Source organism: Bradyrhizobium sp. LTSP885 (assembly GCF_000938305.1).
In the GTDB taxonomy this organism is placed as follows: Bacteria; Pseudomonadota; Alphaproteobacteria; order Rhizobiales; family Xanthobacteraceae; genus Bradyrhizobium.
Map to the genome: position 1 here is coordinate 338,601 of NZ_JYMT01000004.1, position 21,866 is coordinate 360,466.

The window sequence follows — 21,866 nt, forward strand, 5'->3', positions numbered from 1 at the left end:
GCACGATATTCCGTGGCCAATATCACATTACCAGGAACGGCCGCAGCCGACCGTCAGGCGACCGAGGCGGTCTTCTCGCGGTACGACGACAGCAGCTTGCGGATGTCGACCGCCGGGACCGGACGGCTGAACAGATAGCCCTGCATCTCGGTGCAACCGAGAGTGCGCAGCAGGTTGCGCTGCTGCTCGGTCTCGACGCCCTCGGCGGTGGTGGTCATATCGCTGGCGGCGGCGATGTTCACGACGGCCTGGACGATCGTGGACGATGCGCCCGTGCTGGCAAGATCCTTGATGAAGGCGCGATCGATCTTGATCTTGTCGAACGGGAAGCGCTGCAGATAGCTCAGCGAGGAGTAGCCGGTGCCGAAATCGTCGAGCGCGATGCGGACCCCGAGGTCGCGCAACTGATGCAGGATATCGAGCGCGGCCTCATCGTCGCGGATCAGCACCGCCTCGGTGATCTCGAGTTCGAGCCGCGACGCCGCAAGCCCCGATGCCGCGAGTGCGGCGGCGACGTGCAGCGCGAGGGTCTCGCTCTTGAACTGGATCGGGGACACGTTGACCGCGATGCTGACGTGATCCGGCCAGTTCACCGCTTCCCTGCAGGCGGTGTTGAGCACCCAGTGGCCGAGATCGTTGATCAGGCCGGTATCCTCGGCAACCGGAATGAAATCGGCGGGCGAGATCATGCCGCGTTCGGGATGACGCCAGCGCAGCAGTGCTTCGCAACAGCTGACCGTGCCGTCCTCGAGATGCAGCAGTGGCTGATAATGAAGTTCGAAGCTGCTGTCGGCGATCGCCTGACGCAGCTCGTGCTCCAGGCTGCGTCGCGCCTTGGCGCGCGCGTCCATGCCGGCCTCGAAGAACCGGTAGGTGCGGCGGCCGTCGCTCTTCGCCCCATAGAGGGCGAGGTCGGCGTTGCGCAGCAACTGGTCGATGTCGAGACCGTCGCCGGGTGCGAGCGCGATGCCGATGCTTGCATCGGTGGCGATCAGGTGTCCGTTGCAATCGATCGGCTGGCGGATGGTCTGATAGATCGCGGCAAGCAGCTGCATGGTTTCGGTGTGACTGCGGATTGCGGTCTGGATCACGGCGAACTCGTCGCCGCCGAGCCGTGCCGCGACATCGGCATCCCCAAGGCAGGAGCGCAGGCGATCGGCGATCGCCTTGAGCAGCGCATCACCAACCGGATGGCCGAGCGCGTCGTTGACGCTCTTGAATTCGTCGATGTCGATATACATCACGGCCAGTTGCTCGCCCGGCCGGATCGCCTTCAGCGCCTGCGACAGCCGTTCGCGGAACAGCACGCGGTTCGGCAGATCGGTCAACGCATCATAGTGCGCCATATGCGCGATCTTCTCGTCGGCGCGGGTGCGTTCCGTGATGTCCTCGATCGTCGCCACCCATCCACCCTGCGGCAGCGGCTTGTTGACGATCTCGATGGCGCGCCCACCGGGCGCCTCCGTGAGCTGACGCGTTCCCTTGCCAAGCGCCACATTGCGGATGATGGCATCGCAGAACTCGTCGACGTCGCCATCGAACGAGCCGGTCTCCTGGCGGTGCGCGATCAGCCGCTGCATCGTGCAGCCCGGCTGGGCCACGTCGGACGAGAGGCCGAACATGTCGACGTAGGGCTGGTTGCAGATGATGATGCGCGCCGATGCGTCGTAGAGAACCAGTCCCTGCGGAATGTTGTTCACAGCGGTCGAGAGGTTACGACGCTCGATCGCGAGCCGCTGGTCCGAGACCTGATGCCGCTTCAGCACCAGGACGACAATGACGGCCAGGATCACGACGGCCGCCGTCAGCAGGCCCTCGCGCACGCTCCAGCCCGCCGTGGCACTTCCGAGCAGGCTGCCGACCAACATGCCTGCGCAGAAGGCAAGCCCCTTGGTCGAGCCACTGTCGGCATTCCCAGACGATGGATTGCGGTCTTCGATGCTCACGCTGATCTCTCCTCGAGCGCGGCATCGTTACGCGGCACAAATGGAAAGGGCGTTACAACACGCAGTTAGCAATCGGTTACACGATACCACGAGACAGAGCGTGGAAAATCCCGCCCGGCATCCGGTGATTAACGATCAGGCAGGTGCTCTCCTTCGACATGGTAAATTCCGCGTTAACAGGAGAACGGCGAAACCATCGTGGTCCGTGCCGGAAAGCGACGATTTCAGCGCCGAAGCGTGGCAGCCCGGCACCTTGCCGTGCTTGAAGAACAAATCCTGACCCGGAAGGTACAGATTTAGCCGATCCGGAACCGCAGCGATTTAACGGTTTTTGCAGCCCCGCCGCGTCATATTAGTCCGGACATTTCTCAGAACAGCCAGGCTGGAAACGTGACATCCTTCGGACGTGTGATCTCTGTGCGCGGCTCGCAGGCCCGGGTCGGGCTGATGGCCGCCGGCCAGATGCCGCTCCCGGAAGTGCGTGCGACCGTCGGCCGGTTCGTCAGCATCCGCTGCACAACCTCGGTGATCGTCGCCATGATCACCGAAGTGTCGTGCGAGGACCTGCACGCGTCAGACACCTATGTCGCAACCGCCTCGGTCGATCTGCTCGGCGAAATCCTCGGCGGCGCGCGGCCCAAGTTTCAGCGCGGCGTCACCAATTATCCGACCATCGGCGACGGCGTCGAGCTGATCACCAGTGAGGAGCTGCGCACGGTGTACGCACCGAGCGGCTCGGACCAGATCAATGTCGGCACGCTGCAGCAGGACCCCTCGATCATCGCCTATGTCGACGTCGAGGAAATGCTCTCCAAGCATTTCGCGGTGCTCGGCTCGACCGGCGTCGGCAAATCGACCGGCGTATCGCTGCTGCTCAACGAGATCCTGAAGTCGCGACCGAGCCTGCGCATCTTCCTGCTCGACGTGCATAACGAATACGGGCGCTGCTTCGGCGAACGCGCCCAGGTGCTCAACCCGCGGAACCTGAAGCTGCCGTTCTGGCTGTTCAACTTCGAAGAGATCGTCGACGTGCTGTTCGGCGGCCGCCCCGGCGTCCCCGAAGAACTCGATATCCTCGCCGAAGTGATTCCGATGGCGAAGGGCCTCTACACCCAGTACCAGAACTCCGACCGCGTCGGCCTCGGGCTGAAGCGCGTCGATCCCAGGCAGGTCGGCTACACCGTCGACACGCCGGTGCCCTATCGCCTCGTCGACCTGATCTCGCTGATCGACGAGCGCATGGGCAAGCTGGAGAACCGCTCCTCGCGCATCATCTATCACAAGCTGATCTCGCGCATCGATGCGGTCCGCAACGATCCGCGCTACGCCTTCATGTTCGACAACGCCAATGTCGGCGGCGACACCATGGCGGAAGTGATCAGCTACCTGTTCCGCCTGCCCGCCAACGGCAAGCCGATGACCATCATGCAGCTCGCCGGCTTCCCCGCCGAAGTGGTCGACTCCGTGGTGTCGGTGCTGTGCCGCATGGCATTCGATTTCGGCCTGTGGAGCGACGGCGTCTCGCCGATGCTGTTCGTCTGCGAGGAGGCGCACCGCTACGCCTCCGCGGACCGCAACATCGGATTCGGGCCGACCCGCAAGGCGGTGTCGCGGATCGCCAAGGAAGGCCGCAAATACGGCGTCTATCTCGGCCTCATCACCCAGCGTCCGGCCGAGCTCGACGCGACGATCATTTCCCAGTGCAACACGCTGTTCACGATGCGCCTTGCCAACGACCGCGACCAGGCGCTGCTGCGCTCCGCGGTCTCGGACGCCGCCGCCAATCTGCTGTCCTTCGTCCCCTCGCTCGGCACCCGCGAGGTGCTGGCCTTCGGCGAAGGCGTAGCGCTGCCGACGCGGCTGCGCTTCAAGGAGGTGCCGCCGCACCAACTGCCGCGCGGCGAAGCTACCATTGCCACGGTGCCGTCGGTCACCGCCGGCCATGACATGCACTTCGTCAGCGCCGTGCTGGAACGCTGGCGGGGTGCGACCTCGCATCGCGACAGCACAGCCAACGACCCCGGCATCAACGACCGCCCGCCGCCGCGCCCGATGGCTCCCGCGGAAGCGCCGATGCTGCAGCCCTCACTGGGGCTCGATCCGGATCGCTTCTCGCTGCTGAAGAAGCCGCTGCGCTAGAGCATTTCGGTAGGCAGCACGCGACGTGCCTTGCGCCGAATCCGTCATCCATTATGGTTTCGCCTGACGCCGCGTCCCTCGCGGCATGCCGGAACCATCTCATGACGCAGCCGACCGCAAAACGCTTTCAGACGCCCGCCCTCGACCAACTCCCCGAGGACATCCGCACCCGCATCCTTGCGGTGCAGGAAAAATCCGGCTTCGTGCCGAACGTCTTCCTGTCGCTGGCCTACCGTCCCGATGAGTTTCGTGCGTTCTTCGCCTATCATGACGCGTTGATGGAGAAGGACTCTGGCCTGTCCAAAGCCGAGCGCGAGATGATCGTGGTGGCGACCAGCGCCGCCAATCAATGCCAGTATTGCGTGATCGCCCACGGCGCGATCCTGCGCATCCGCGCCAAGAACCCGCAGATCGCCGACCAAATCGCGGTCAACTACCGCAAGGCCGACATCACGCCGCGGCAGCGCGCGATGCTCGATTTCGCGATGAAGGTAAGCCGCGCGGCGGAGGAGGTCTCCGAGGCCGATTTCGCGGCCCTTGCCGCCCACGGCTTCAGCGACGACGACATCTGGGACATTGCAGCGGTGGCAGCGTTCTTCGCGCTGTCGAACCGGATGGCCAATGTCACCGCAATGCGCCCGAACGACGAGTTCTACATGCTCGGACGGCAACCGAAATAGAGGCCGGACCGGTGGACTGGAGCGAGATCACCCTGCGCCTCGGCGCAGCCACACTGGCCGGAGGCGCGATCGGGCTCGATCGCGACTTGCGCGGCAAGCCGATCGGCCTGAAGACGCTCGGCCTTGTCAGCCTGTCGACCGCAACGGTCGTCCTCCTTGCCTTGCAGGCCGCCGACCCCGGCAAATTCACGGATGCGGCGAGCCGCGTGATCCAGGGCGTGCTGACCGGCATTGGATTTCTAGGTGCCGGCGTGATCGTCCGGCATGGCGACCGAATGCAGGTCCGCGGCCTGACCAGCGCCGCCTGCGCCTTCTTCGCGGCCTGCGTCGGGATCGTCTGCGGCGCGGGACATTGGCCTATCGTCGCGACCGCGCTGGTGCTGGCGTTCCTGCTCCTGGCCTTCGGCAACCCAATCGAGCGATGGCTACATCGCACGCTGGGCGGCACGCATGACCCGGGCAAGGTCAATCAAGAGCCGCGAACCGAGCCTGATCAGTCGTCCGAAGCCGGCCCGCACCAACCGGGCAGATAGGTCGCGTTCGGGCCGCGTCCCAGCGCGAGCCCCTTCTCCAGCGCCTTGGCGAAAGTGTTCTCCACCATCTTGCGCGGGATGTGTCGGCGCAGGAAGTCGGCCCACAGGAATTCGCTGAACGGCGTCGTGTCCTTGGCGAAGCCGCCGGCCCGGCGCATCTCGCCGGCGAGGCTGCGGTACGGATCGTCCTTGAGGTCCTTGATCGATCTCGGAATGTCCTTGAAATGGCAACGGTCGCCCTTGGAGTTGTAGGGATAGACCCAGCGCTTGTTGTCCATCACGCCCCAGAACACGTCACGCTCGACCATCGTGAGGTCGCCGATCACAGTGACCAGGATGTCCTTGACGCCCTCCTCGTGCAGCGCTCGCGCCATGTGATGGTGATCGACCACGTAGTAGCGATCGTCGGGGCCATGGACCACCGGGATCATGTGCTTGCCCAGGAGTTCGGCGCGCTTCTTGCTCGAAGAATGCTCGCGCCAGCGCTTCCGCTTCTCCTTCACCTCGTGCATGCCGACCGTCATCTGGGTCGGCCGCAGCGACAGGATGGGGATCGGCTTGACATAGGGTTCGCGCGTGTGGGCCATGATCTGAGCTCCCGTTTGACTGCCGCTCTGCAATAAGTTCCATTATGACATGATGTCGCAAGCCGGCGAAAGTGCCCGGTTGAAGAACGGAATGGCTGGAAAAGCAAGCGATCGAAAGAAAGGCCGCCTGGTCCGCCTCGGCAACCGCGAGGTTGTGACCGAGGGACTGGAGCTCAGTTTTTGGGCCGATATCAGCCATCGCTGCATGACAGCGTCGTGGCCCGCCTTTATTGGCGGTGCAGCATTGGTGTTCATCATCTTCAATGCCTTCTTCGCGCTGCTCTATTGGGTCGGCAATCAGCCGATCGCCAACGTGCCCGACGGCCAGTACATCGACTACCTCTATTTCAGCATTGAAACACTCTCGACCGCCGGCTACGGCGACATGCATCCGCAAACGCATTACGGACACTTCGTTGCGGCCGTCGAACTGTTCACCGGCATCTTCTCGATGTCGTTGATGACCGGGCTGGTCTTCGCGCGCTTCTCGCGACCGAGCGCTCGCCTGCTGTTTGCCGACAATCCCGTGATCTCGAATCATGAAGGCCAGCTGACGCTGATGATCCGTCTCGCTAATGAGCGGCACAACGTCATCGCCAATGCCACCGCGCGGCTATGGCTGTTCAAGAACGGTGTCAGCAAGGAAGGCATGGCGTATCGCAGGTTCTACGAACTGCCGCTTATCCGCAGCGAAAGCCCGGCGCTGGCGCTGAGCTGGACGCTGTTTCATGTCATCGACCAGGACAGCCCGCTCCATGGCCTCGACGCAGCGGGCCTGGAGGCCATCAATGCCGGGCTCGGCCTCATCGTTTCAGGCTATGACGACGTTGCAGCGCAAAATGTACATGCACGAAAATCGTATGAATATTCCGATATCCGCATCGGGCATCGCTACGCCGAGATCCTCCAGCCAACCGACGACGGTCGCCTCAGGATCGACTACAGCCGGTTCCACGAGACGTTCGAGGGATGAATACCACCTCTGCGCGCACCAATATTTTAGGTGTGACGCGCAGCGAACATGCTAGACAAGTGTGGCGACGCGACCGGACTGACAGCAGTGAAAACGCAGCGGCCAATCACCTCGGATAGTGAGCACGTGGTGCTCAAATTCCGGCCGCGTACCTCGGCACAGCCACCCGGCAAGCGCGAGGAGCCGATCCGTTCGGCCCGTCCCGCGCCGGTCGCCAATGACCTTTCCCGTTACGACAAGCCGCGCGACGAGCCAGACGATTTCCGCCAGCGCATGCTCGCCAACATCGCCGCCTTCGCCTTTACCGTGGCACTGACCGCGATCGGTATCTGGCTCGCCATGAGCATCGCCGACCTGCGCAAGACCCAGGACTGCTTGCAGATGGGGCGCCGCGATTGCGCAAAGATTTCGGTGGCGCCGCGAAGCTAGGCCGGTCGGAACCCTGCTCAAAAACCGCCCTCGCCCGCCCGGCCAAGCTCCATTGAACTAACGGCCCTGCTCCGATATACGGGCACTCGACTCCGGCAGGGGGAATTGGGCATTCCGGGGCAACGCGCCCGCCTCCTCCAAGCCGTCCCGGATTTATCTCCATTATATCAAAGGCTTAATGATGTCTTCCACCTACGATCAGATCGCCAATATCATCGCGGAGACCTGCGACATTCCGCGCGACACGATCAAGCCGGAGAGCCACGCCATCGACGATCTGGGAATCGACAGCCTCGACTTCCTCGACATCGCCTTTGCCATCGACAAGGCCTTTGGAATCAAGATGCCGCTCGAAAAGTGGACCCAGGAGGTCAACGACGGCAAGGCGACGACGGAGCAGTACTTCGTGCTGAAGAACCTTGCCGACCGGATCGACGAGCTGGTCGCGGCCAAGAACGCAAGCGCCGGCACGAGCACGGGTTCGTAATCGCCTGCCATGGACCTCGACTATTTCAAGCTGATCGATCGCATCGTCGACCTCAATCTCGACGCCAAGACGATCACGGTCGAAGCACAGGTCCCCACGGCGCACACCATCTTCGAGGGGCATTTTCCGGGCTTTCCGATCATGCCCGGAGTATTGTTGACCGAATCGATGGCACAGAGTTCGGGGTGGCTCCTGCTCGGGCTGTTGAAGTTCGAGCGCATGCCGTTCCTGGCGATCGTGAAGGAAGCCAAGATGCGCGGCTTCGTCAGTCCCGGCCAGTTGCTGACGATCGACGCGAAGCTCGAGCACGAAGGTTCTGGCTTTGCCGTCACGAAGGTCAAGGGCCGCGTCGGCAAGGAGTTGAAGTGCAGCGCTGAACTCACCTTCGGGCTTTCTCCGTTCCCCGATCCCGCCTTCCGCGTCCACATGGATGCGATGGCCGAGAAAATTGGCTTCCCGCTGCACGCAATGCCTCATGGCTGAAACTGAAAATGGCTGAACCAAAAGAAGTCTGGATCACCGGAATCGGCCTGCTCTCCTCGCTTGGCGAGGGGCTGGACGCGCATTGGGAGGCGCTCGGCGCCAAGCGCGTCAATGTCGACGAGACCAAGCTTGCGCCCTACGTCATCCATCCGATCGCCCCGATCAGCTTCGACGCGCAGATTCCGAAAAAGGGCGACCAGCGCCAAATGGAGACATGGCAGCGCATCGGCACCTATGCTGCCGGCCTTGCGCTCGATTCCGCCGGCGTCAAAGGCAATCAGGACGTGCTGTCGCGGATGGACATGATCATCGCGGCCGGCGGCGGCGAGCGTGATCTCAAGGTCGACCTGGCGATCATGAACGCCGACGCGCAGGGCAACTCACAGCCCGGGTTCCTCAACGAGAAGCTGATGAACGAGCTGCGCCCGACGCTGTTCCTGGCGCAACTCTCCAACTTGCTCGCCGGCAATATCGCGATCGTTCACGGCGTCTGCGGAACGTCGCGGACCTTCATGGGCGAGGAAGCCTCGAGCATCGACGCGGCGCGCATCGCGGTCGCCCGCATCGGGGCCGGCCAGAGCGATATCGCGCTGGTTGGCGCCGCCCACAATGGCGATCGCGGCGACCTCCTGATGCTCTATCAATTCGGCAACTTCAGTCTGAAGGGCCAGTATGCGCCGGTCTGGGCCCGCAAGGACAGTCCGGGCTTCGCGCTCGGCTCCGTCGGTGCGTTCCTGGTGATGGAGTCGCGCGAGCATGCCGAGGCCCGCGGCGCGAAGCCTTATGCCAAGCTGACCAAGGTGGTCGCCGATCTCGCCAAGCGCAAGCAGCCCGGAGCGGTGACGAAGTCGCTGGAGGCGATGTGGCCGCAGCTCGGTGTCAGCGACGACGATGGCGTCTTGATCACGGGCGCGACCGGCGCCGAACCGGCTACCTCCGAAGAGCGCGCCTTCCTGGGCGAGCATCCCGGACTTGCTGTGCGCGCCAACGGCACGACCTTCGGCCACACGGTCGAGGCGCAGTTTCCACTCGGGCTTGCGCTGGCGGCGCTATCGATCTCGCGCGGGGCACTTTATCCGGCCAACGACCCGACCGGGTTCGAGGTTGAAAAGACCGGGGCGCCAACCCAGATTGTAGTGACGGGGGTCGGTCACTGGCAGGGCGAAGGCATGGCCCTGGTCGAGGCCGTAAAGTAAGTCCGGCGCAGCATCGACGGGGGAACCATGACAGCACCACGCGATAAATTCGGCCGGCCGATCGTTGTCGTGACCGGCATGGGAATCGTGACCTCGCTCGGCGCCGGCAAGACCGATAACTGGAACCGGCTGACCGCGGGCGAATCCGGTATCAAGACGGTGACGCGTTTCCCGATCGACGGCATGAAGACGACGATGGCCGGTGCGGTCGACTTCGTCACCGTCGAGCCCTTCTCTTCGACCAGCCTGTCCGAGCGCCTCGCGGTGATCGCCACCGAGGAAGCGCTCGAGCAATCCGGCGTCGGCACAAGGGGCGACTTTCCGGGGCCGATGTTTCTTGCGGTCGCTCCGGTCGAGACCGAATGGCCGCAACGGCTGGAGGTCGCGCGCTCCGTCGAGAAGCGAGACTTCGGAATCATCGACTATCTGGCGGCCTGTGGTAATGGCCAGTTCACCCATTATCACCGCCGCTTCACGTTCGGGTCGGTCGCACTCCACCTCGCCGATACCTTCGGCACCAAGGGATCGCCGATTTCGCTGTCGACGGCCTGCGCGTCAGGCGCCACCGCCATCCAGCTCGGCGTCGAGGCGATCCGCCGCGGCGAAGCCGATGCGGCGCTGTGCATCGCGACCGATGGCTCGGTCAATCCCGAAGCCATGGTGCGCTTCTCGCTGCTGTCGGCCCTCTCCACCCAGAACGATCCGCCGCAGGGCGCCTCGAAGCCGTTCTCGAAGAACCGCGATGGTTTCGTGATGGCCGAAGGCGCCGGCGCGCTGGTGCTGGAGAGCTACGACGCGGCGATGGCCCGCGGCGCGCGCATCCTCGGCGTCGTCGCCGGCTGCGGCGAGCTCACCGACTCCTTCCACCGCACTCGTTCGAGCCCCGACGGCAAGCCAGCGATCGGCTGCGTGCGCAAGACGCTTGCCGACGCGGGCATGGAGCCGGGCCAGATCGACCACATCAACGCGCACGGCACCTCGACCCCGGAAAACGACAAGATGGAATATCTTGCGACCTCGGCCGTGTTCGGCGACCATACGCCGAATATCCCGGTGTCGTCGAACAAGTCGGCGGTCGGCCACACCATCTCGGCCGCCGGCGCCGTCGAAGCGATCTACTCGCTGCTCACGCTCGAGCATCAGCGGATTCCGCCGACCATCAATTACGAGGTGCCGGATCCCGCAATTCCGTTCGATGTGGTCGGCAACAAGGCGCGCGACGCGCGCGTCACCGCCGTGATGTCGAACTCGTTCGGCTTCGGCGGGCAAAATGCCTCGCTGATCCTGACGCGAGAGCCGGCCTAGGCCGGCTCTCGCTTCGCACAATGAAACGTCTGCTCCTTCGCACCAAAGCGCGCCTGCGCGACGCCACCAAGCCCGCAACCGAGGCCGCGGTCGGCGCCTTGACGGTCGGCCTGTTGCGGACCGCGCGCTATTTCGATCCGGACAAGACGGCGAGGTTCTTCGGCCGCGCTACGCATTTCATCGGCCGCCGGCTGCGCGAGGATCGCATCGGCCGCGAGAACCTCAAGGCTGCCTTCCCGGAAAAGTCGCCGGAGGAGATTGAGCAAATCCTCACGGGGGTCTGGCACAATCTCGGGCGCCTCGGTGCCGAGTTCGCGCATCTCGATCACATCTGGGACTATGACGTCGCTCATCCCGAGAAGCCCAGCCGCGTCGAATTCTCGCCGCGGAGCAAGGAGCTGTTCGACCGGCTCCGTGACGACGGCAAGCCGGCGCTGTTCTTTGCGGCGCATCTCGGTAACTGGGAGCTTCCCGCACTTGCCGCGGTCGCCCACGGGCTCGATGCCGCGATCCTGTTCCGGCGACCGAACATCGAATCCGCCGACCGCGCCATCGAGCGTATCCGGCAGGTCAAGATGGGCACGCTGGTGCCGGCCGGCCGCGACGCGCCGTTCAAGCTGGGGCAGGCCCTGCAGAACGGCCAACACGTCGCGATGCTGGTCGACCAGTACCTGACCAACGGCGTTCCGGTCACCTTCTTTGGCCGCAAGACCACCGCCAACCCGCTGCTGGCGCGACTGCGCCGGCAGGTCGACTGCCCGATCCACGGCACGCGGATCATCCGCCTGCCCGACGGCCGCTTCCGCGGTGAAGTGTCGGAGGAAGTGAAGCCGGTGTTCGATGCATCCGGCCAGATCGACGTCCAGGGCACGATGCAGGCGGTCACCGATGTCGTCGAGAGCTGGGTCCGCGAATATCCGGATCAGTGGCTCTGGCTGCACCGAAGGTGGCGTTAGCGCTTCGCGTCACTTCCCCGTCTTCACCCGGGTCCACAGGCGATTGATGATCCGCTGCGTAGCGGGATCGCGCGCCATGATCACGAACAGCTTCTGCTGCATCGCCTCGTCCGGATAGATGTTCTTGTCGTTGATGATAACAGGGTCGATCAGCTTCTGGCTCGCCAGATTGCCGTTGGCGTAGGACAGGAAGTTCGAGTTCTTGGCGGCGATGTCGGGACGATAGAGGTAGTTGATCAGCTCATAGGCTTCAGTGACGTTCTTCGCATCGGCAGGGATCGCGAGATTGTCGAAGAACATCTGCGCGCCCTCCTTCGGGATCGTGTAGCCGATCTCGACCCCGGTCTTGGCCTCCGCCGCGCGGCTGCGCGCCTGCATGATGTCGCCCGACCAACCGACCACGAAGCAGATTTCGCCCGAAGCCAGCGCGCTGAGATATTCGGACGAATGGAATTTGCGGACATAGGGCCGGATCTTGATGACGAGATCGGCGGCCTTCTCCAGGTCGGCCTGCTTGGTCGAATTCGGATCGAGACCGAGATAGCTCAGCGCTGCCGGCAGGATATCGTCGGCGGAGTCCAGCATATGGATGCCGCAATCCTTGAACTTGGCGAGGTTCTCCGGCTTGAACACCATGTCCCAGCTGTCGATCTTCGCATCGGGGCCGAGGATCTGCTTGATCATCTTGACGTTGTAGCCGATGCCGGTGGTGCCCCACATGTAGTTGGCGCCGTAATTGTTGCCGGGATCGTAGGTCGCGAGCTGCTTCGTCACCACCGGCCAGGCATTGGCGAGGTTCGGCAGCTTCGACTTGTCGAAGCTCAAAAACACCTTGGCGGTGATCTGGCGCTGCAGGAAATAGCCGGTCGGCACCACGACGTCGTAGCCCGACTTGCCGGCAAGCAGCCGCGTCTCCAGCGTCTCGTTGGCGTCGAAAGTGTCGTAGACGACCTTGATGCCGGTCTCCTTGGTGAAGTCCTCCAGCACGCCCGGCGCCATATAGTTCGACCAATTGTAGAAATTGACCGTGCGCTGCTCCGCACCGGCGGAGACAGAGAACAGCAGAGCCGCGGCGACGACGCCGATCAGGCTGACGTACCGGCTCTGCTCTCTCATCCCGGCTTACCTCTTCCGGCGGTGGACCGCGTCCGACAGACGCTCCAGCGCAGTGTCGAGCGTTGCGTCCTTCTTGGAAAAACAAAACCGCACAACCGACGTTACCGCGTCCTGCTCGTAGAACGCGGACACCGGAATCGCCGCGACCTTGTAGTCCTGGACGATACGCCAGCAGAACTCCGCATCGGTTTCGTTGAGCCCGAGCGGCGACAGGTCCACGGTGAGGAAGTAGGTCCCCTGCGACTTCAGGACCGGGAAGCCGATGCTTTCCAGCCCCTTGGTAAGACGGTCGCGGCTCCGCGCCATATCCTTGCGCATCTCTAGGAAATAGTCGTCCGGCTTGTTGAGGCCATAAGCGACGGCGGCCTGCAGATTGGGCGCCGTCGTGAAGGTGAGAAACTGGTGCACCTTGGCGGCCACGCGCAACAGCGGCGGCGCGGCACAGACGAAGCCGACCTTCCATCCGGTCAGCGAGAAGATCTTGCCGGCGCTGCCGATCTTGATAGTGCGATCGCGCATGCCCGGGATCGTGATCAGCGGAATGTGTTCGCGGCCGTCGAACACCACGTGCTCCCAGACCTCGTCGCAGATCGCGACGCTGTCGAACTCCTGGCAGAACCGCGCCAGCAATTCGAGGTCCTCGCGCGGATAGACCACCGCCGCCGGGTTGAGCGGATTGTTGAACAGCACCGCCTTGGTCTTGTGATTGAAGGCGCTCCGCAGCATCTCCTCGTTAAGCCGCCAGTGCGGCGGCTCAAGACGCAGCAGCCGCGGAATGCCGCCCGCCTGCCGGATGATCGGCAGATAGGAATCATAGACCGGCTGGAACACGATCACTTCATCGCCGGGCTCGACGACGGCGAGGATCGCCGAGGTCAACGCCTCGGTGCCGCCCGACGTCACCATCACCTCGGTCATCGGGTCGAGGCTGAGCCCGTGCCAACGGCCATAGTGCGACGCGATCGCCTGCCTGAGCTCCGGAATGCCCATCATCGACGGGTACTGGTTGTAGCCGTTCAGCGAGGCGTCAGCGGCGGCGCGGCGGATATCCTCCGGTCCGGGATCGTCGGGAAAGCCCTGGCCAAGATTGATGGCGTTGTTGTCGCGCGCGGCCTGCGACATCGCCTCGAAGATCGTGACGGGAAGGTCCGCGAAGACCTTGTTCATGGAGGTCATGTCGGAGATCAGCCGCCCGTCTTGGTCGGCAATCCCGCTGCCTTCCAGCCGATGATGCCGCCGGCCAGATGCTTGTCATACGGCAGGCCCGCGGCCTGCGCCGCCAGCGAGGCCGTTACTGAGCGCTTGCCGGAGCGGCAGGCGAACACCACCTGCTTGCCCTTTGGGTCGGGAATCGCCGACGGATCGAAGGTCGACAGCGGCACCACGACGCCATCGGGATAGGCCTCGACGGCAACCTCATTCGGCTCGCGGACGTCGACCAGGAGATAGCGTCCATCAGCTATTCCCTTCGACACCTCGTCCGGAAACAAATCTTCCACGTTGTGGTCCGCCACGGAAAAATCCTCCCGACATATCAGATTGGCCGGCTTCACGCCCCGCCGGCCCGGGCCGCAAAGTCGCCTCTCGCGCCGAGAAAATCAAGCGCCACAAGCGACTTAAAGCACCGTCCGAAGCTTCCACGAGAGCCTTAGCTCGAGCCTCCCCGGCGTGGCTATTGAAGCTGCTTTGCAATCGGCCAGGCGCCATCAGGCGTTTGAGGCGCTGTGGCCCGGTAACCCCGTTGAAGGTAGAAATCCAGCGCATTCGAACTGGCTTCGGCGCGGATCTCGCGGACACCACGCGACCGCATCAGGCTTTCGAGCGTGGCAAGCAAGCTGCCGCCGATGCCTCGGCCGGCAAATTCGGGGGCCATATACAGCCCTTCCAGATAGCTGCCGCGAATGGCGCCCCAGCCGGCTGTGACGCCATCGAGCTCGGCGACCCAAATCTCCAGCTCGCGAAGCTTTTGCTCCATGCCTGCGGGCGTGAGCTTCATCGCCCACGCCGCGGCTTCGTCGGCGGGAATTCCCTTCGAGGCGAGTTCGAGGATCGATGTCCGCCGAATCTCGAAGAGGCGAATTGCATCACCGGGCGCGGCTCGACGGTAGACAGGATTCATCTCGGCGTACGGTCCCCCGAGGAGTTCAAACTAGATCGTGACCTGCGTGCCGACCTCGACGACCCGGCCGGTCGGAATCTGGAAATAGTCGGTGGCGTCGTTCGACGCGCGGCTGAGTGCAATGAACAGGTGGTCCTGCCAGCTCGGCATGCCGGAATGCGCCGCCGGCTTCAGCGCGCGACGCGACAGGAAGAACGAGGTCGACATGATGTCGAACTGCCAGCCGAGCTTGCGGGCGATCGCCAGCGTCTTCGGCACGTTCGGCGATTCCATGAAGCCGAATTTCAGGGTCACCTTGGAGAACGTCTCGCTCAGCTGCTCCATTCGCACGCGCTCGGACGGGTCGATGCGCGGCGTTGGCGCGGTCTCGATGGTGAGGATGATGTTCTTCTGATGCAGCACCTTGTAGTGCTTCAGGCTGTGCATCAGCGCGGTCGGCGCGCTGACGGGATCGCTGGTCAGGAACACCGCGGTGCCGGAGACCCGCTGCGGCGGCCGCTTCTCGAGCATCGCGACGAGATCCGCGAGCGGGAATTCCAGCTTGCGCGACTTCTCGAACAACAGCCGGCTGCCATGGCGCCAGGTGTACATCACGACGATCATGGCAGCGCCGAGCGCAAGCGGCACCCAGCCCCCCTCCCAGACCTTGAGCAGGTTCGCGGCAAGGAAAGTCAGATCGAGGAACAGGAACGGGGCGATCAGGGCCGCGGCTGCGAACGGCGACCATTTCCAGACCCGCCAGATCACGACAAACCCCATCATCGCCGTCACCACCATGGTGCCGGTCACCGAGATGCCGTAGGCCGATGCGAGCGCGCTGGAGGAGCGGAACATCAGCACCAACAGGATCACCGCGATGAGCAGCAGCCGGTTGATGCGGGGCATGTAGATCTGCCCGGAATGCGCTTCCGAGGTGTGGCGGATTTCAAAGCGCGGCAACAGCCCGAGCTGGATCGCCTGTCGCGTCAGCGAATAGGCCCCGGTGATGACGGCCTGGCTCGCGATCACGGTCGCGAGCGTCGCAAGCGCGACCATCGGGATCAGCGCCCAGTCCGGGAACATCAGGAAGAACGGATTCTCGATCGCCTTGGGATCGGCAAGCAAGAGCGCCGCCTGCCCCATGTAATTGAGCGTCAGCGACGGCAGCACGATGAACAGCCACGCGGTCTGGATCGGACGCTTGCCGAAATGGCCGAGGTCGGCATAGAGCGCTTCCGCGCCGGTCACGGCAAGGAAGACCGCACCGAGGGTGACGAAGCCGATCACGCCGTGATGCAGCATGAACGATACTGCGTGGATCGGGTTGAGCGCGTAAAGCACCTCGGGATGCCGCGCGATCTGCGGCAGCGCCGCAATTGCGATGATCGCGAACCACACGCACATCACGGGTCCGAAGAAGGCCGCGACGCGCGCGGTGCCGCGCGACTGCACCGAGAACAGGATGACCAGGATGATCACCGTGAGCGGGACGACGTAGGGATCGAAGGTCGAGGTCACGAGCTTGATGCCTTCGACCGCCGACAGCACCGACAGCGCCGGTGTGATGACGGCATCGCCATAGAACAACGCGCCGCTGATGATGCCGAGCAGCACGATCGCGCCGGCGCCCTTGGTGACCGCGCGCTGCGCCAGCGCCATCAGCGCCAGCGTCCCGCCCTCGCCGTGATTGTCGGCACGAAGCAGGACCACGACATATTTCAGCGTGACGACGATGATCAGCGCCCACAGGATCAGCGAGAGCACGCCGAGCACCGCATGCGCCATCGGCTCTGCTTCGGAGCCGCTGGCCGCGACTACGGCTTCGCGCAGCGCGTAAAGCGGGCTGGTGCCGATGTCGCCATAGACGACACCGATGCTGCCGATCATCAGAGCCTTGAAGCCTGCGGTAGAATGCGCTTCGCCATGACCATTGGCCGCGGGCGTTTCCGCCGCGGTGATCGCACTCTCGGATGACATGGGAAGGCGCGCCTCTATCCTCTGCCGCACTGCACAACGCGGCGTCGCAGGGCTATACTCCCGGCGTGAATGCATAGGTTAGCACGGATTCAGGCCTCCGGCATGCGGTTTACGCATGGATCGGGATACCTCCAGTTGCGATTCCGAAACCAAATCAACCGGTTACCTGAATATCCGTCTCCGCGACCTCGCCGATCGCCCGGCTTACGGCTTCAGATCCGGCGGCAACGGCGGATTTTCCTTCATCAACGTGATGGTGACGCGGCGGTTCGCCGGCAGCGTCGGATCGTCGGGAAACAGCGGCTGGCCATCAGCTTTGCCCGATACCGCGAAGATATGGGCCGACGGCAATCCTTCGCGCTCAAGGATCTGCCGCACGACATTGGCGCGATCCGCGGACAGGTCGAAGGCGTCGTAATCGCTGCGCGCCGGCACGAAGCCTGCGGCAGTATGCCCGACGATCGAAACCCGCAGCGGCGTTGCCTTCAGCGGCGCGGCGAGCTTCTGGATCAGCCGGCGCGTGCGGTCATACGGCACCTTGGAGCCGTCGGCGAACATCGAACGGCCGTCCTGGTCGACGATCTCGAGGTTGAGCCCCTCATTGGTCTCCTCGAACATGATGTTCTTGGAGATCTCGGTCAGCTCCGGCATGTCCTGCAGCGCCTGCCGCAGCGAAGCGGAGGCGAGCGCGAATTCGCGGTCGATCTGCAGCCGCGCGCCGTTGAGCTGGCTGCGCTCCTGCTGGTCCGGCGTCGGATTGGCGGAGGATTCCTCCGGCGAGATGTGATCGACATTCTTCAGCTTCGGCCGCGTCGGCAGGCCGTCCGACTCGATGATGCCGGAATAGCGGACGTTGGTCTGCACGCCGAAGGCGTCGCGCATCGAGCCGGCGACGATCTTCAGCTTGTTGTTGTCCATGGTGGAGAAGGCGACGAGCATCACGAAGAAGCTCATCATCAGACCCATCAGGTCCGCGAACGTCACGAACCAGCCGTGACCTCCGCCATGTGCATCGCCGCGCTTTTTCTTCGCCATCGATCAAGATTCCCGGACGCGCCGCCCCACCCCTTAGGCCGGGACCGGCTCGCCCTCCTCGTGGCGATGTTTTTCCGGCAGATAGGCCAGCAGCATTTCGCGGACCAGCGCCGGGCTCTTGGAATCGCGGATCATCAGGATGCCGTCGATGATCAGCGTGCGGTTGGTCTCCTCGTCGAGCAGCTTGCCGTGCAGCTTGTCGGCGATCGGCAGACAGAACAGGTTGGCGACCAGAGCGCCGTACAGGGTCGCGAGCAGCGCGGTCGCCATGAACGGGCCGAGCTTGGAGGGGTCGGTCATGTTGGCGAACATCTGCACCATGCCGATCAGCGTGCCGATCATGCCGAACGCCGGCGCGCAGTCGCCGATCGCGCGATAGATCTTGCTGCCCTCGTCGAGGTGCATCAGGAAATTGTCGCGGTCGCGTTCCAGATTGTCGCGGATGAATTCGAGGTCGTAACCGTCGGCGACGTAGCGGATGCCCTTGGCGAGGAACGCCTCGTTGGTCTCGACCTTTTCGAGACCGACCGGGCCCTGCTTGCGGGCGATCTCGGCGATGCGGGCGAGCTCGTCGACGAGGTCACGGGCCGACAGCCGGCTCATGGTGAAGGCGTATTTGGCGCCGAGCGGCAGGCCGTGCAGCATCACGCCGAGCGGAAAGCGGATCATGGTGGCTGCGACCGAACCACCGAAGATGATGATCATGGCATGTTCGGAAATGAACATGTGGACGTCGCCGCCCAACAGCATCATCACCGCGATGACGATGACGCCAGCCAACAGCCCGGCGCCGGTCATGATATCCATGGAAAACTCCAACGCGTACGCAACATCCGCCTGTCCTGGACGGCGCGCGCTCCAAGGCGGATCACGCGGAAAAACCCTAACGTTAATGCCATTAAGGACGCGTTACCGAATTTGGTAGGGATAACAACGGGTAAACACGTCCCTTTTCGCGATGTCGTTGAAGATGCTGGCTTTCCGCAACGGCCACCGCCGCGGCATGCGCAAAAACCCTCCCCGTAGAACATCGGACATGGGATAGCTGTCTGCTCAGGAGCGTTTTCGAGCGAAGTGGGTACCGGTTCGCGCCGGGAAAACGCGTCAAAACAAGAATCTAGAGCTCCGTTCCGATTCCATCGGAACGGAAATAGCTCTAGAGGGAACGAACCAGCGGGAAGCAGCGGATGAAGGCGGTTGTCGTCGAGCAATATGCGCCGATCGATCAGATCGGGCTGCAGGAGACCGGCATGCCGGTGGCCGGACCGGGCCAGGTCCGCGTTCGTGTCGAGGCCGCAAGCATCGGCTTTGTCGATGGATTGAAGGTCGAGGGCCGCTACCAGACCAAGGATCCCCTGCCCTTCACGCCCGGCGCGGAGTTCGCCGGCGTGGTCGACGCGGTGGCCAGTGACGTCACAGGCTTTGCGCCGGGCATGCGCGTGATGGGCGCGGCGCGCTCGGGCGCATTGGCGGAATATATCGCGGTGCCGGCCACCGCCGTCGAGATCATGCCCGATGGCCTGTCGATGGAGGCCGCTGCTGCCTTCCGCACCAACTATCTCACCGCGCTCTATGGGCTCGGCGAACGCGGTACGCTCAGCGCCGGCGAGCAATTGCTCGTGCTCGGCGCCGCCGGTGGCACCGGCGTCGCCGCGATCCAGATCGGCAAGCTGCTTGGTGCGCGCGTCATTGCCGCCGCCTCGACCGAGGAGAAGCGCAACTTCGCCGCGCGCTTTGGTGCTGACGCCGTCGTCGACTACACCAGGACTGACTGGCGCGACGCGCTGAAGGTGGAGACCGGCGGTCATGGCGCCGACGTGATCTTCGATCCGGTCGGCGGCGAGGTCTCGCTGCAGGCGTTCCGCTCGATCGCCTGGAACGGGCGGCATCTTGTGGTCGGCTTTGCCGCAGGCGCCATCCCCGCGCTGCCGTTCAATCTGCCGCTGCTGAAGGGCGGCCTCCTGATCGGTGTCGATGTCGCCCAGATCGCGCGCCGCGAACCGGAAGCGCAAACCCGCGTGATGACGCAATTGTCGGCATGGCTGAATGACGGCAAGCTCGTGCCTGTCGTCGGCCAGGTGTTCGCATTCGCGGATTTTCGCGCGGCGTTCAGGACGATGCAGACGCGTGCCGCGCTCGGGAAAATGGTGGTGCGGATTGGGTAGCGAGGATGGCGACGCTGTCGCGTCATCCCCACTGTCGTCCCGGCGAAGGCCGGGACCCATAACCACGAATGGGAATAGCTGCACGATGCTGGGGCCACAGCCTGCTTCAACAACGCAACCCTGTGGTTATGGATCCCGGCCTTCGCCGGGACGACACCGAGTTTGTTGTACGGCCAGTGGATCATACATCCGCATTCTCGCGACATGATTTGCCCGAGTTTTGCATTTCGTTTGCCCTCTTATCGAACAGAGGGCGCAGGGAAAGCCGGGTACACGCTGCACCCGCGGTCTCATGTGCAAGGGTAGAAAGAAAGACGCACACGAGCATACAGGTTCAGCGGAGGCACTCCGGCTTTCCCTGCGCGATGGGCTACGGCTTATACGTGCTCTCCCCGGTGAGCGCTTGTTTGCCACCGTCGTCCCCGCGAAACGTTAGCCTCTACAGGAACTTTCCGCCTGCATTGCAGCGTAAGGACCACACGATTTCATCGTCCGCCTTGCGCGCGCTCGTCAGTCGCACGCTCGGCGTCCACCGCATCCCACCGCGCGTTCGTGACGTGCGCTCGCCCCTCAATCGGGTGGGACGGGAGGATTCATACACCTGAGTTGCCCTTCTGATAAAGCGAAATATTTTTCACATGAGGGCTTGACGGGTTTTTGCTGAGTTGCCCGCCGGGCTGTCTTGTCGCACCCGCCGCACTTCCTCTACGCTAGGACGGCCTCCACCACACTCACCGGCGATTGCGTTGCCACGACGCGGTTGAGGCGAAAGCCAGCCTTATTGAGTAGATGTGCATACTCGGCTTCCGTTCGCTCCTGACCGCCTGTCAGAACCAGCATCACCATGTCCAATATTTTGCCTGGGTGTGGAGCGTCACCGGGAGGCAGGACCATCTCCACGATCAGCAGTCGACCATTGGGCTTCATGGCTTTGCGACAATGACCGAGAATCGTCAGGCACAGCTCATCGTTCCAATCGTGCATGATATGCGACAAGATGTAGGCGTCGCCGCCGGTGGGCACTGTTTGAAAGAAATCTCCAGCCTCGATGGTCACACGGTCCACAACACCATTGGCTTTGAGCAACTTGGTCGCGTCGACTAAAACATGCGACCTGTCGAACAGCAGGCCACGAGGTTCCGGGTGTCGCGCAAGGATAGCGGCGAGCATATTTCCGGTCGCCCCTCCGACATCGACGATAGTTCTGAACGGCGAAAAATCATACGCTGCCGCGACCGCTGGGGGCTCGGCACCATGAAGCCCGACCATTGCTTCACTGAATACCGAAGCATCCTCAGGATGGTGAGCAAGATATTCAAAGAATGGCATTCCTTGTGCTTCTTGAAAACCTGTGCGCCCCGATTGCACGGAGTGAATGAAGTTGGCGAAGCTGCTCCGAACCCAACTGCTGCCTTGCATAATCAGGGTGGCCCGGGCTGAGCCGGGCGCGCCCGTCTTCAAGGCCTCCCCGAGCTTCGTCAACGAGAAACGCTGCGCCTCGCCTTCGGTGAGAAGCCCAAGGCTAGCCATTGTTCTCAGCAAGCGATGCAAAGAGGCGGCGTGCAGACCCGATGGTCCTGCCAACTCAGCGGCGCTCCTCGGGCCATCAGCAAGTTGATCCGCCAACCCCAGCTTGGCCGCCACATAGACGACGTTGGCCACCACATTCGCTGCTCCCATCTGTATCAGCTGAACATGCGGTGGAAGGGATTGAGGAGCGCCGCTTTCCATGTGAATCTCCCGCCAAATTTCCAGGATCCC

At 63.4% G+C, this 21,866-nt stretch carries 21 protein-coding genes; 11 read left to right on the top strand and 10 right to left on the bottom strand.

What is annotated here, in order from left to right; translation table 11 throughout:
* Nucleotides 1-53: 53 nt before the first annotated feature.
* Nucleotides 54-1,946: an EAL domain-containing protein gene (locus UP09_RS03925; RefSeq protein ID WP_052832947.1), complete on the bottom strand. Its 1,893-nt coding sequence runs from the start codon at nt 1,944-1,946 to the stop codon at nt 54-56.
* 447 nt (nt 1,947-2,393) lie between these two features.
* Here UP09_RS03925 and UP09_RS03930 point away from each other — a divergent pair, with 447 nt between their 5' ends.
* The 3 genes from UP09_RS03930 to UP09_RS03940 all read left to right on the top strand — a co-directional run bounded on the left by UP09_RS03930 (nt 2,394) and on the right by UP09_RS03940 (nt 5,298).
* The gene (locus tag UP09_RS03930) at nt 2,394-4,085 is read left to right on the top strand and encodes an ATP-binding protein (RefSeq protein ID WP_197082600.1); all 1,692 of its coding nucleotides are present in this window, start codon (nt 2,394-2,396) and stop codon (nt 4,083-4,085) included.
* A gap of 101 nt (nt 4,086-4,186) precedes the next feature.
* A complete protein-coding gene (locus UP09_RS03935) occupies nt 4,187-4,765 on the top strand; it encodes a peroxidase-related enzyme (protein ID WP_044536681.1) in 579 nt (192 codons plus the stop codon).
* Between the two features lie 11 nt (nt 4,766-4,776).
* Nucleotides 4,777-5,298: an MgtC/SapB family protein gene (locus UP09_RS03940; protein WP_044536682.1), complete on the top strand. Its 522-nt coding sequence runs from the start codon at nt 4,777-4,779 to the stop codon at nt 5,296-5,298.
* Here the strand turns inward: UP09_RS03940 and UP09_RS03945 are convergent.
* Nucleotides 5,259-5,885, bottom strand: a complete 627-nt coding sequence (locus UP09_RS03945; protein ID WP_044536683.1) for a ParB-like protein — start codon at nt 5,883-5,885, stop codon at nt 5,259-5,261. The two genes, UP09_RS03940 and UP09_RS03945, sit on opposite strands and share 40 nt — an antisense overlap.
* A 91-nt stretch (nt 5,886-5,976) precedes the next feature.
* Between UP09_RS03945 and UP09_RS03950 the strand changes: the two genes are divergently transcribed.
* From UP09_RS03950 to UP09_RS03980, 7 genes are all read left to right on the top strand, one after another.
* Nucleotides 5,977-6,858, top strand: coding sequence for an ion channel (locus UP09_RS03950; protein ID WP_044536875.1), 882 nt, complete (start codon nt 5,977-5,979; stop codon nt 6,856-6,858).
* Nucleotides 6,859-6,945: 87 nt separating this feature from the next.
* Nucleotides 6,946-7,287, top strand: coding sequence for a hypothetical protein (locus tag UP09_RS03955; RefSeq protein WP_044536684.1), 342 nt, complete (start codon nt 6,946-6,948; stop codon nt 7,285-7,287).
* A 181-nt stretch (nt 7,288-7,468) separates the two neighbouring features.
* Complete coding sequence (locus UP09_RS03960; protein ID WP_044536876.1) at nt 7,469-7,774, top strand: acyl carrier protein; 306 nt, start codon at nt 7,469-7,471, stop codon at nt 7,772-7,774.
* A 9-nt stretch (nt 7,775-7,783) separates the two neighbouring features.
* Complete coding sequence (locus UP09_RS03965) at nt 7,784-8,257, top strand: 3-hydroxyacyl-ACP dehydratase FabZ family protein (RefSeq protein WP_044536685.1); 474 nt, start codon at nt 7,784-7,786, stop codon at nt 8,255-8,257.
* Nucleotides 8,258-8,265: 8 nt separating this feature from the next.
* On the top strand, nt 8,266-9,453 hold the full coding sequence (locus UP09_RS03970; protein WP_044536686.1) for a beta-ketoacyl-ACP synthase: 1,188 nt from the start codon (nt 8,266-8,268) through the stop codon (nt 9,451-9,453).
* Between the two features lie 27 nt (nt 9,454-9,480).
* Complete coding sequence (locus tag UP09_RS03975) at nt 9,481-10,758, top strand: beta-ketoacyl-ACP synthase (protein ID WP_044536687.1); 1,278 nt, start codon at nt 9,481-9,483, stop codon at nt 10,756-10,758.
* Nucleotides 10,759-10,778: 20 nt separating this feature from the next.
* A complete protein-coding gene (locus tag UP09_RS03980) occupies nt 10,779-11,714 on the top strand; it encodes a lipid A biosynthesis lauroyl acyltransferase (protein ID WP_044536688.1) in 936 nt (311 codons plus the stop codon).
* Nucleotides 11,715-11,723: 9 nt separating this feature from the next.
* Here UP09_RS03980 and UP09_RS03985 read toward each other — a convergent pair whose 3' ends face one another.
* From UP09_RS03985 to UP09_RS04015, 7 genes are all read right to left on the bottom strand, one after another.
* On the bottom strand, nt 11,724-12,830 hold the full coding sequence (locus UP09_RS03985; RefSeq protein ID WP_044536689.1) for a polyamine ABC transporter substrate-binding protein: 1,107 nt from the start codon (nt 12,828-12,830) through the stop codon (nt 11,724-11,726).
* Between the two features lie 6 nt (nt 12,831-12,836).
* Complete coding sequence (locus UP09_RS03990) at nt 12,837-14,006, bottom strand: aminotransferase (protein WP_044536690.1); 1,170 nt, start codon at nt 14,004-14,006, stop codon at nt 12,837-12,839.
* A gap of 8 nt (nt 14,007-14,014) precedes the next feature.
* Entirely contained in the window at nt 14,015-14,344 is a 330-nt protein-coding gene (locus UP09_RS03995) for a rhodanese-like domain-containing protein (RefSeq protein WP_044536691.1), read from the bottom strand.
* Between the two features lie 158 nt (nt 14,345-14,502).
* Nucleotides 14,503-14,949 carry a GNAT family N-acetyltransferase gene (locus UP09_RS04000; protein ID WP_044536692.1) on the bottom strand — a complete coding sequence of 149 codons (447 nt, stop codon included), beginning with the start codon at nt 14,947-14,949 and terminating at the stop codon, nt 14,503-14,505.
* Nucleotides 14,950-14,979: 30 nt separating this feature from the next.
* A complete protein-coding gene (locus UP09_RS04005; RefSeq protein ID WP_044536693.1) occupies nt 14,980-16,905 on the bottom strand; it encodes a potassium transporter Kup in 1,926 nt (641 codons plus the stop codon).
* Nucleotides 16,906-17,109: 204 nt separating this feature from the next.
* Nucleotides 17,110-17,940 carry an OmpA/MotB family protein gene (locus UP09_RS04010; RefSeq protein WP_044536694.1) on the bottom strand — a complete coding sequence of 277 codons (831 nt, stop codon included), beginning with the start codon at nt 17,938-17,940 and terminating at the stop codon, nt 17,110-17,112.
* A 33-nt stretch (nt 17,941-17,973) separates the two neighbouring features.
* On the bottom strand, nt 17,974-18,747 hold the full coding sequence (locus UP09_RS04015) for a motility protein A (protein WP_044536695.1): 774 nt from the start codon (nt 18,745-18,747) through the stop codon (nt 17,974-17,976).
* Between the two features lie 380 nt (nt 18,748-19,127).
* Here UP09_RS04015 and UP09_RS04020 point away from each other — a divergent pair, with 380 nt between their 5' ends.
* Nucleotides 19,128-20,105 (top strand): NADPH:quinone oxidoreductase family protein, encoded by a 978-nt coding sequence (locus UP09_RS04020; RefSeq protein ID WP_044536696.1) that lies wholly within the window; start codon nt 19,128-19,130, stop codon nt 20,103-20,105.
* Nucleotides 20,106-20,810: 705 nt separating this feature from the next.
* Here UP09_RS04020 and UP09_RS04025 read toward each other — a convergent pair.
* On the bottom strand, nt 20,811-21,836 hold the full coding sequence (locus tag UP09_RS04025; RefSeq protein ID WP_044536697.1) for a methyltransferase: 1,026 nt from the start codon (nt 21,834-21,836) through the stop codon (nt 20,811-20,813).
* Between the last annotated feature and the right edge of the window lie 30 nt (nt 21,837-21,866).

Bases quoted from the DNA above. Each gene is read 5' to 3' on its own strand.
- UP09_RS03960 (WP_044536876.1), top strand. From the start codon at position 7,469: ATGTCTTCCACCTACGATCAGATCGCCAATATCATCGCGGAGACCTGC.
- UP09_RS04015 (WP_044536695.1), bottom strand. From the start codon at position 18,747: ATGGATATCATGACCGGCGCCGGGCTGTTGGCTGGCGTCATCGTCATC.
- UP09_RS04000 (WP_044536692.1), bottom strand. From the start codon at position 14,949: ATGAATCCTGTCTACCGTCGAGCCGCGCCCGGTGATGCAATTCGCCTC.
- UP09_RS03935 (WP_044536681.1), top strand. From the start codon at position 4,187: ATGACGCAGCCGACCGCAAAACGCTTTCAGACGCCCGCCCTCGACCAA.
- UP09_RS04020 (WP_044536696.1), top strand. From the start codon at position 19,128: ATGAAGGCGGTTGTCGTCGAGCAATATGCGCCGATCGATCAGATCGGG.
- UP09_RS04005 (WP_044536693.1), bottom strand. From the start codon at position 16,905: ATGTCATCCGAGAGTGCGATCACCGCGGCGGAAACGCCCGCGGCCAAT.
- UP09_RS03970 (WP_044536686.1), top strand. From the start codon at position 8,266: ATGGCTGAACCAAAAGAAGTCTGGATCACCGGAATCGGCCTGCTCTCC.
- UP09_RS03945 (WP_044536683.1), bottom strand. From the start codon at position 5,885: ATGGCCCACACGCGCGAACCCTATGTCAAGCCGATCCCCATCCTGTCG.
- UP09_RS03980 (WP_044536688.1), top strand. From the start codon at position 10,779: ATGAAACGTCTGCTCCTTCGCACCAAAGCGCGCCTGCGCGACGCCACC.
- UP09_RS03930 (WP_197082600.1), top strand. From the start codon at position 2,394: ATGGCCGCCGGCCAGATGCCGCTCCCGGAAGTGCGTGCGACCGTCGGC.
- UP09_RS03990 (WP_044536690.1), bottom strand. From the start codon at position 14,006: ATGACCTCCATGAACAAGGTCTTCGCGGACCTTCCCGTCACGATCTTC.
- UP09_RS03985 (WP_044536689.1), bottom strand. From the start codon at position 12,830: ATGAGAGAGCAGAGCCGGTACGTCAGCCTGATCGGCGTCGTCGCCGCG.
- UP09_RS04010 (WP_044536694.1), bottom strand. From the start codon at position 17,940: ATGGCGAAGAAAAAGCGCGGCGATGCACATGGCGGAGGTCACGGCTGG.
- UP09_RS03965 (WP_044536685.1), top strand. From the start codon at position 7,784: ATGGACCTCGACTATTTCAAGCTGATCGATCGCATCGTCGACCTCAAT.
- UP09_RS03950 (WP_044536875.1), top strand. From the start codon at position 5,977: ATGGCTGGAAAAGCAAGCGATCGAAAGAAAGGCCGCCTGGTCCGCCTC.
- UP09_RS04025 (WP_044536697.1), bottom strand. From the start codon at position 21,836: ATGGAAAGCGGCGCTCCTCAATCCCTTCCACCGCATGTTCAGCTGATA.
- UP09_RS03975 (WP_044536687.1), top strand. From the start codon at position 9,481: ATGACAGCACCACGCGATAAATTCGGCCGGCCGATCGTTGTCGTGACC.